This is a genomic window from Streptomyces sp. NPDC050842 (assembly GCF_044456565.1).
Taxonomy (GTDB): Bacteria; Actinomycetota; Actinomycetes; order Streptomycetales; family Streptomycetaceae; genus Streptomyces.
This window is the reverse complement of the sequence record NZ_JBITGA010000003.1, coordinates 521,973-530,468: the sequence shown is the minus strand read 5'-3', so window position 1 is coordinate 530,468 and position 8,496 is coordinate 521,973. Positions and strand designations below refer to the sequence as shown.

Sequence of the window (8,496 nt, the reverse complement as noted above, 5' to 3'; positions counted from 1 at the left end):
GCCCGGGGGCGGGGGGGGGGCGGGGCGGGGGGGGCGGGGGGGGCCCCCGCGGGGGGGGGGGGGGGGCGGGGGGGGGGGCCCCCCGCCCCCCCCCGCCGGGTGGTCAGGACAGGGTCAGCGTCAGCACGCCCGCGTACGAGCCGGGCGCGGTGAACGCCGGGACGTCGAGGGAGAGCTTGGCGTCGACGGTGAACTCGCCGCCCGTGAGGGTGCCGTTCGGCGTGGAGGCGAGGGTCGCGCCGCCGCTGCCGACGGGACCGGCCGAGCCGGCCGCGCAGGTGCTGGGGCTGCCGGCCTTGGCGCTGCAGGCAGGGGTCCAGCTGAGGCTCCCGGCGCCGATGGCGCCGCCGGGGCCGGTGAAGTCGGTGACCTTGCCGGTGAGGGACCAGCCCGCGGGGCCGCCGCGGAAGTCCTTGACCGTCACCGTCTTCAGGTCGCCGGTGGCCGCGCCGCCCTGACCGAAGTCGACCGAGGTCAGTTCGACGGCGTCCCCGGCCTGGCTCATGGAGAGCTCGCCCGCCGTGACGGCCGCGGTGATCGTCTGGCTGTTCGGCGGAGCCGGTACGACGACCTTGTACGCGGCGGGTCCGGCGCCCTTCTCCGGGTCCCAGGCCGCGCCCTCGTACGCCACGATCCCGGTGGTCGCCGGGTCGTTGACCTTGAGCCGCGCGGCGAACCCGCCCTCGCTGTCGGTCGTGACGGTCATCTTGTCCGCGGTCTCCGCGCCGCCGGCCCGGCCGACGACGGTGACCTCGGTGAGCGGGGTGAACTTGGAGCCGTTGACGGTCACCCGCACCCCGGGGTCGCCGGTGGCGCTGTCGAGCGACAGTGCGCGGGCGTTGGGGCTGGTCACAGGGCTCGCGACGACCGTCTCGGAGACCGGGGCGGGCGGGTTGAGCACCGTACAGGGGGTGTCCAGCTCCATGAGGTAGCTGGTGTGGATGTTGTAGTCGCCCGGCGAGAGGGTGATCGATCCGGCCTCGGTGACCGTGAAGGTGCCGGTCATGGAGAAGGCCGGGAAGGAGCCCTTGCCCGGGATGGGCGGGTTCTTCTTGGGTCCCGTGACGGTGACCGCGCCGGTCTGGGCGCCGCCGAGGACGACCTTGCCGCTCGGGGTCATGATGTCGGCCGGGAGCGCGAGGTCGACGGGGTTCGACGCGGCGGGCTTGGTGATCGTGTACGTCACCGTCACCGTGTCGCCGACCTTCGGCGCGGCTTTGTCGACCGTGATGTCGGCCGTCGTGGTGCCCGTGATGGGCGGGATGCCGGCGATCGGCGGCGGGACGCAGCGCGTCTGGAATTCCACCGGGGTGGAGCCGGCGGTCGCGTGGGCCGGAGCGGCGATGGCGCCGCCTGCGGCGACCGCGAGGGCGGTCGCGCCGAGGACGGCGGTCCAACGCCGTCTTCGGGTCGCCGCCCGGGATCGGGTGAGTGCCATGTGTGGGCCCCCTCCTGAGGGATGAGAGGGCGCCATTCACGGCTGCGGGCCGAGAGAAGTCAATGGAATCGAAAACCACCGACTGATGACCCATCAGATTCTGTCAAGATCAGCTCTTTCCCGGCATTCGCCCAGGTCACACCAGAGACCGGTGCCGCCGTCGGCGACACCGGTCAGGGGTGGGGCAGGGCTCAGCTGAAGACGAACGGGCCCGGCGTCTGCGAGGTCACGGCATCACAGTTCACCGTCACCCCGAAGATCACCATCTTGAGGGCGACACCCGCGAAGTACGAGTTGAGGCTGTCGCCCGAGGCCACGGTCCCGCTCAGGGGGCCGATGGTGACGGGCTGCCCGGCGCCGACCGCCGGGTTCTTCTTCCCGGTGAAGACCCGGGTGCCGCCGCCCGCCTTGGCCAGCGTCAGCGTGGCGTTGATCTGGTCGGTACCGACCGCGATCGGTGTCGTGACGGCCGTGCTGATCGTCATGGTCGCGGCCGTGCCGCTCTGGGTGGCGGTGATGTTGGCGACGCCGCCGCCCCAGCTGCCGCAGTCGTACGACGCCGTGGCCGACCCCGGTGCGACGGCCCCGGCCGTCGGGGCGAAGGCGAGTCCGGCGGCGGCGAGCGCTCCGGTGAGTACCGCGACCGTCCCTAAGGTGCTTCTGCTTCTCATGGCGAGTTCGAACCCCTTCCGATGACGAACGCAGGGGTGCGGACACTGCGTGAATGGCGAATATCTGACGGTCCGTCGGGCGAACCGATGCTCATTGAGACGCAGACGGCCGGGGAAGGCAAGAGAAGATGCGGTGATCCTTCACAAACGCGCAAGGGCCCGGCGTCCCCGCCGGGCCCTCGATGTCGCTCGATGTCCTGTTCCAGCCCCTCAGCCGGCGGTGACGGCCTCGCGCAGCTGTCCGTCGGGACCGGCGAGCAGCACCGGCGTCTCCGGGCCGCCGAGGTCCCGTACGGCCGCGCGGTCCGCCGCCGAAGCCGCATCGGCGCTCGACACCACGGCCGCCGCCTCCAGGGACTGGGCTCCGCTGGCCACCGCCATCGCCACCGCGGTCTGCAGCGCGCTCAGCTTGAGCGACTCCAGCTCCACGGTCCCCGCCACGTACGTCCGCCCGGTCTCGTCCCGTACGGCCGCCCCCTCGGGCACGCCGTTGCGCGCGCGGGCGCTGCGCGCCAAGGTGATGATCTTGAGGTCCTCGGCGCCGAGGTCGCCGTGCTCGCTGCTGAGTGTCATGGCCCGAGCATAGGTCGGGGCCCGCGAACTCCCGGCCCCCGTCTCACCCCGCGACCGGACGTATCTCACCTCGGGGCCGGACGGATCTCATCCCGGGGCCGGACGGATCTCATCCCCGGGCTCTCGCGGGCCTCAGCCCGCGACCGGGTACATCGCCCCGCGGCGGCCCTCCGGGGAGACCAGCCACTCCAGCTTCGCGGCCGTGTCGGCCTCCGGCAGCGGGGTGTGCATGACGATGACGAGGTCCGGCCGGGCCGGGACCCTGAGCTGCGTGGCCTCGACGACCAGGGTGCCGACCAGCGGGTGCTCCATCTCCTTGCGGTTCTGGCCGCCCGGCAGGATGTCCCGCCGTTCCCACAGCTCGGCGAACTCCGGGCTCAGCTCCTTGAGCTCGTCGACGACCGCCCGGAACCCCTCGTCGTCCGGGCACTCCGAGCAGGCGGAACGGAACTGGGCGACGACCCGGGGCGCGAGCTCCTCCCAGTGGCCCATGCGCGAGCGGTACAGCGGGTCGGTGAAGAAGGTGACGAGGCAGTTCTGCGGGGCCTCCGGCCGCATCCCGAGCACGATCGCCGCGGCGTCGTTGTAGATCACCGTGTTCCAGTACACGTCCATGATGTGCGCGGGGAACGGCATCCACGTGTCGATCAGCCGCCGCAGCCCCTGGCACATGTCCCGGTCCTCCGGGGCGGCTTCCAGGGCCGGCGGGTTGAGCGCCGCGAGGACGTACAGATGGCGCCGCTCCGCCGGGCTCAGCCGCAGCACGCGCGCCACCGAGTCCAGGACCTGCGGCGAGACCGTGATGTCGCGACCCTGCTCCAGCCACTGGTACCAGGACACCCCGACCCCCGCGAGGACCGCGACCTCCTCGCGGCGCAGCCCCGGCGTGCGGCGGCGCGCCCCGCCGTCCGGGAGCCCCGCCTCGGCCGGGCTCACCCGGGCCCGGCGGCTCATCAGGAACTCGCGCAGTTCGCCGAGGCGGTGCTGCTTCGTGCTGGTGCCCTCTAGAGCGGTGGCCACGTCTGCTTCCTCCCCCTGGATGCCTGTGGTGACTGCTGGTACGTGGTGCCTGGTGGTACGACCAACAGGATAAGTACCCGCTCCCCACCCTTGTTCCCGTGGCACGAGAGTCGTCGGCATGGCAACGACGACCACGCGCCCCTCCCCGCCCACCGCTCCCCCGGCCTCCCTCACCGGCCGCAACCGGCTCATCCTCTTCGTCCTGTGCGCCGCCCAGTTCATGGTGGCGCTCGACTTCTCCGTCCTGAACGTGGCCCTGCCCGTCCTCGGCGCCGACCTCGGCCTCGGGCAGTCCGCCCTCCAGTGGGCCGTCACCGCCTTCGCCCTCCCGTCCGGCGGTTTCCTGCTCCTCTTCGGCCGGATGGGCGACCTCTACGGACGCAAGAAGCTCTTCCTCGCCGGGCTCGCGCTCTTCGGCGCGGCCTCGCTGCTCGCCACCTTCGCCTGGAACCCGGCCGCCTTCCTCACCGGGCGCGCCCTCCAGGGCATCGGCGCCGCCGCGATCGTGCCGACCGGCATGTCGCTCCTGACGACGACGTTCCCCGAGGGCCCGCTGCGGGACAAGGCGCTCGGCATCTCCGGCACCCTGCTCTCGCTGGGCTTCACCGTCGGCATGCTGCTCGGCGGGGTCATGACCGACACCCTCGGCTGGCGCTCCACGATGGGCCTGCTCGCCCTCTTCACCCTGATCGTGCTGCCGCTGGCGCCGGGTCTGCTGCCCGAGTCCCGCACCCCCGAGCGGCCCCGGCTCGACGTGCCGGGCGCGGTGACGGTCACCAGTGGTCTGCTCGCCCTGATCTACTCGCTGTCGACGGCCGCCGAGCACGGCTTCGGCCGTACGGACGTGCAGGTCACGCTGGTGGCGGGGGTGCTGCTCCTCGCGGTCTTCGTCCGGGTCGAGTCCCGGCACGCGGCCCCGCTGGTCTCGCTGCCGATGCTGCGGCGGGGCACGGTCGCCTTCGGCAACCTGGGCGGTCTGATCACCTTCTCGATGATGTCGACCGTCGTCTTCGTCCTGACCCTGTACCTCCAGGAGACGCTGGACCTGTCGGCCTTCGCCACCGGTCTCGTCTTCGGCGTGCAGGGCGTGGCCTCGATCGTCGCCGGCATGCTCGCGCCGAAGGTCATCGGCCGGATCGGCGCCCGCCGCGTCCTCGTGGGCTCGCTCGTCGGGCAGGGCCTGCTGACGGCCGCGATCCTCGGGGTGAGCGAGGACGGCGGCGTGGTCCTGGCGACGGTCGCCGTCTCGCTGGCCTCGATGTGCCACCTGGGCGCGATCATCTCGTACGGACTGACCGTCACGTCCGGTGTGCCGGACGAGGAGCAGGGCCTGGCGACCGGCCTGGTGACGACCACCCAGCAGGTCGGGCTGACGATCGGGATCCCGCTGCTCGGGGTGCTCGCGACCACGGGCGGGGACCTGTACGGGGGCGTCCGCACGGTCCTCGCCCTGGACGCGGCGATCGTGCTCGGTACGGCGGTGCTCGTCGCCCTCGGCCTGCGCCGAAGGTGAGTCAGGGCCGGTCGAGGCGGAGCCGTACCGCCTTGGGAAGACCGGCGACGACGAGGTCGTACGAGTCCTCGACGAGCTCCCGGACCATCCGGTCCGGGAGCTCTCCGACGGTCACCGTGTTCCAGTGCCGCTTGTTCATGTGATAGCCGGGGGCGACGGCCGGGTGCTCCTCGCGGAGCCGTACCGCCTCGTCCGGGTCGCACTTGAGGTTGACCCGCAGCGGCCTGCCTTCGAGCCACGACAGCGCGAACATCTTCCCGGCGACCTTGAAGACGGAGGCCTCCGGGCCGAACGGGAACTCCTCCGTCGCGTCGTTGAAGTCCAGGCAGAAGGCGCGCAGCTCGTCGGGGGTCATGCGGGCTACTCCTCGGGTTCCGTCGGTTCCTGCGGTTCCACGAGCACGGTGACGATCTTGTTCCGGCGGCCGGCCGGGGACTCCGCCGTGAGGCGCAGCGAGCGGCCGTCCGGCAGCTCCACGACCGCCTTCGCGCCCGCGATCGGGACGCGGCCGAGGGCCTTGGCGAGGAGTCCGCCGACGGTCTCGACGTCCTCGTCGTCGTACTCGTCGGGGCCGAAACCGTACAGCTCGCCGAGGTCGCCGATGTCGAGGCGGGCGGTGACGCGGTGGCGGCCCTCGCCCAGCTCCTCGACGGGCGGCAGCTCGCGGTCGTACTCGTCGGTGATCTCGCCGACGATCTCTTCCAGGATGTCCTCGATGGTGACGATGCCGGCCGTGCCGCCGTACTCGTCGATGACGACGGCGACGTGGTTGCGCTCCTGCTGCATCTCGCGCAGCAGATCGCCGGCGTTCTTGGTGTCGGGGACGAAGGCGGCGGCCCGCATCGCGGTCGACACGACGTCCGCCTCGGAGTCGCGGTTGATGTGCGTCTTGCGGACGAGGTCCTTCAGATACACGATCCCGACGATGTCGTCCTCGTTCTCGCCGGTGACCGGGATCCGGGAGAAGCCTGAGCGCAGCGCGAGCGTGAGGGCCTGACGGATCGTCTTGTACCGCTCGATGCAGACGAGGTCGGTGCGCGGCACCATGACCTCCCGTACGAGCGTGTCTCCGAGCTCGAAGACGGAGTGCACCATGCGGCGCTCGTCGTCCTCGATCAGCGACTCCTGCTCGGCGAGGTCGACCATGGCCCGCAGCTCGGCCTCGGAGGCGAAGGGGCCCTTGCGGAAGCCCTTGCCCGGGGTGAGCGCGTTGCCGATGAGGATCAGGAGCTGCGGGATCGGCCCCATGATCCGGGCGAGCGGCAGCAGGACGTACGCGGCGGCGGTCGCCGTGTTCAGCGGGTGCTGGCGGCCGATGGTGCGCGGCGAGACGCCGACGGCCACGTACGAGACGAGGACCATGACGGCGATCGCGACGAGCAGCGCCTCCCAGGTCTCCGGGAAGGCTTCGAGGCAGGCGTACGTGACGAGGACGCCGGCCGCCATCTCGCAGGCGACGCGGACGAGCAGCGCCACGTTGAGATAGCGGGTCGGGTCGGAGGCGATCTGGGCGAGCTTCTCGGCCCCGCGCCGCCCGGACCGTACGGCCTCGGCGGCACGGAAGCTGGTGACGCGGGCGAGACCGGCCTCGGCGCAGGCGGCGAGCCAGGCGACGACGACCAGGGCGACCGCGCCCAGGATCAGCGAAACGTCCATCGGGTCAGGAGACGGTCGGCGCCGGGGACGGGCCGGTGTGGCCCTTCTCCGCGCGCCAGCCGTCGACGATCGCCGCCTGGAGGCCGAACATCTCGGCCTTCTCCTCGGGCTCCTCGTGGTCGTACCCGAGGAGGTGGAGCACGCCGTGGACGGTGAGGAGCTGGAGCTCCTCGTCCATGGAGTGCTCCGTCGGCGCGTCCTTGCCCTGCTGGGTGGCGACCTCGGGGCAGAGCACGATGTCGCCCAGGAGCCCCTGCGGGGGCTCCTGGTCGTCCTTCGCCGGCGGACGCAGCTCGTCCATCGGGAAGGACATGACGTCCGTCGGCCCGGGCAGGTCCATCCACTGGATGTGGAGCTGCTCCATCGCCTCCGCGTCCACGACGATCACCGAGAGCTCGGAGAGCGGGTGGATGCGCATGCGCGCGAGCGCGTAGCGGGCGATGTCGAGGATCGCCTGCTCGTCGACCTCGGTACCGGACTCGTTGTTGACGTCGATCGACATGTGTTCTGCGTTCTACTTCCCGTTACGGCCGCGCCGATGCTCGCCGCGGCTGTCGTCGCGGCTCTCGTTGCGGAGGTCGTACTGCTCGTACGCGTCGACGATACGGCCGACGAGCTTGTGCCGGACGACATCCTGCGACGTGAGCGTCGAGAAGTGGACGTCCTGGACACCGTCCAGGATGTCGCGGACCTGGCGCAGACCGCTCTTCGTGCCGTTCGGCAGGTCGACCTGGGTGACGTCACCGGTGATGACGATCTTCGAGTCGAAGCCGAGGCGGGTGAGGAACATCTTCATCTGCTCGGGGTTCGTGTTCTGCGCCTCGTCGAGGATGATGAACGCGTCGTTGAGCGTCCTGCCTCGCATGTAGGCCAGCGGCGCGACCTCGATCGTCCCGCTCGCCATGAGCTTGGGGATCGAGTCGGGGTCGAGCATGTCGTGCAGCGCGTCGTAGAGCGGGCGCAGGTACGGGTCGATCTTCTCGTAGAGCGTGCCGGGCAGGAAGCCGAGCCGCTCGCCCGCCTCGACGGCGGGCCGGGTCAGGATGATCCGGGTGACCTGCTTGGACTGCAGGGCCTGGACCGCCTTGGCCATGGCGAGGTAGGTCTTGCCGGTACCGGCGGGGCCGATGCCGAAGACGATCGTGTGCTTGTCGATCGCGTCGACGTACCGCTTCTGGTTGAGCGTCTTGGGGCGGATGGTGCGGCCGCGGCTGGAGAGGATGTTCTGCGTGAGCACCTCGGCGGGGGTCTCGCCGCCGCCGTCCGCCGATCCGTTCTCGCTCGCCCTGAGCATGGCGATCGAACGTTCCACTGCGTCCTCCGTCATCGGCTGACCGGTGCGGAGCACCAGCATCATCTCGTCGAACAGGCGCTGTATCAGGGCGACTTCCGCCGCGTCCCCGACCGCGCTGACCTGGTTGCCCCGGACATGGATGTCGGCCCGCGGGAAGGACTTCTCGATGACGCGGAGCAGCGCGTCACCGGAGCCCAGCAGGCTCACCATCGGATGCTTGGCGGGGACGGTGAAGTGGGCGCGGGCCTGGTCGGACGTCCCGTCGAGGGACGCTCCGTCGTGGGCTGTGGGTGTCTGAGTCATGGGCCGGCACTGTGGCCTGCGCATACCT

General features: G+C 71.3%; 9 protein-coding genes. 1 reads left to right on the top strand and 8 read right to left on the bottom strand.

Annotated features, from left to right (window positions below):
• Positions 1 to 103 precede the first annotated feature (103 nt).
• From ACIBG6_RS11545 to ACIBG6_RS11530, 4 genes are all read right to left on the bottom strand, one after another.
• On the bottom strand, positions 104 to 1,438 hold the full coding sequence (locus ACIBG6_RS11545; protein ID WP_399222360.1) for a beta-xylosidase: 1,335 nt from the start codon (positions 1,436 to 1,438) through the stop codon (positions 104 to 106).
• A gap of 191 nt (positions 1,439 to 1,629) precedes the next feature.
• Positions 1,630 to 2,109, bottom strand: a complete 480-nt coding sequence (locus ACIBG6_RS11540; protein WP_399222359.1) for a hypothetical protein — start codon at positions 2,107 to 2,109, stop codon at positions 1,630 to 1,632.
• A gap of 210 nt (positions 2,110 to 2,319) precedes the next feature.
• Positions 2,320 to 2,682: a cytidine deaminase gene (locus ACIBG6_RS11535; RefSeq protein WP_399222358.1), complete on the bottom strand. Its 363-nt coding sequence runs from the start codon at positions 2,680 to 2,682 to the stop codon at positions 2,320 to 2,322.
• Positions 2,683 to 2,814: 132 nt separating this feature from the next.
• On the bottom strand, positions 2,815 to 3,636 hold the full coding sequence (locus ACIBG6_RS11530; RefSeq protein WP_399222686.1) for a helix-turn-helix transcriptional regulator: 822 nt from the start codon (positions 3,634 to 3,636) through the stop codon (positions 2,815 to 2,817).
• Positions 3,637 to 3,820: 184 nt separating this feature from the next.
• Between ACIBG6_RS11530 and ACIBG6_RS11525 the strand changes: the two genes are divergently transcribed.
• On the top strand, positions 3,821 to 5,215 hold the full coding sequence (locus ACIBG6_RS11525; RefSeq protein WP_399222357.1) for an MFS transporter: 1,395 nt from the start codon (positions 3,821 to 3,823) through the stop codon (positions 5,213 to 5,215).
• Position 5,216: 1 nt separating this feature from the next.
• On the opposite strand, the gene ACIBG6_RS11520 is transcribed toward ACIBG6_RS11525, so the two are convergent.
• The 4 genes from ACIBG6_RS11520 to ACIBG6_RS11505 are packed head-to-tail and all read right to left on the bottom strand — an operon-like array spanning position 5,217 to position 8,468.
• Positions 5,217 to 5,570 (bottom strand): MmcQ/YjbR family DNA-binding protein, encoded by a 354-nt coding sequence (locus tag ACIBG6_RS11520; protein WP_399222356.1) that lies wholly within the window; start codon positions 5,568 to 5,570, stop codon positions 5,217 to 5,219.
• A 5-nt stretch (positions 5,571 to 5,575) separates the two neighbouring features.
• A complete protein-coding gene (locus ACIBG6_RS11515) occupies positions 5,576 to 6,871 on the bottom strand; it encodes a hemolysin family protein (RefSeq protein WP_399222355.1) in 1,296 nt (431 codons plus the stop codon).
• Positions 6,872 to 6,875: 4 nt separating this feature from the next.
• Positions 6,876 to 7,373, bottom strand: a complete 498-nt coding sequence (gene ybeY / locus ACIBG6_RS11510; RefSeq protein WP_141297996.1) for an rRNA maturation RNase YbeY — start codon at positions 7,371 to 7,373, stop codon at positions 6,876 to 6,878.
• A 12-nt stretch (positions 7,374 to 7,385) separates the two neighbouring features.
• Positions 7,386 to 8,468 (bottom strand): PhoH family protein, encoded by a 1,083-nt coding sequence (locus ACIBG6_RS11505; protein WP_399222354.1) that lies wholly within the window; start codon positions 8,466 to 8,468, stop codon positions 7,386 to 7,388.
• Positions 8,469 to 8,496 lie beyond the last annotated feature (28 nt).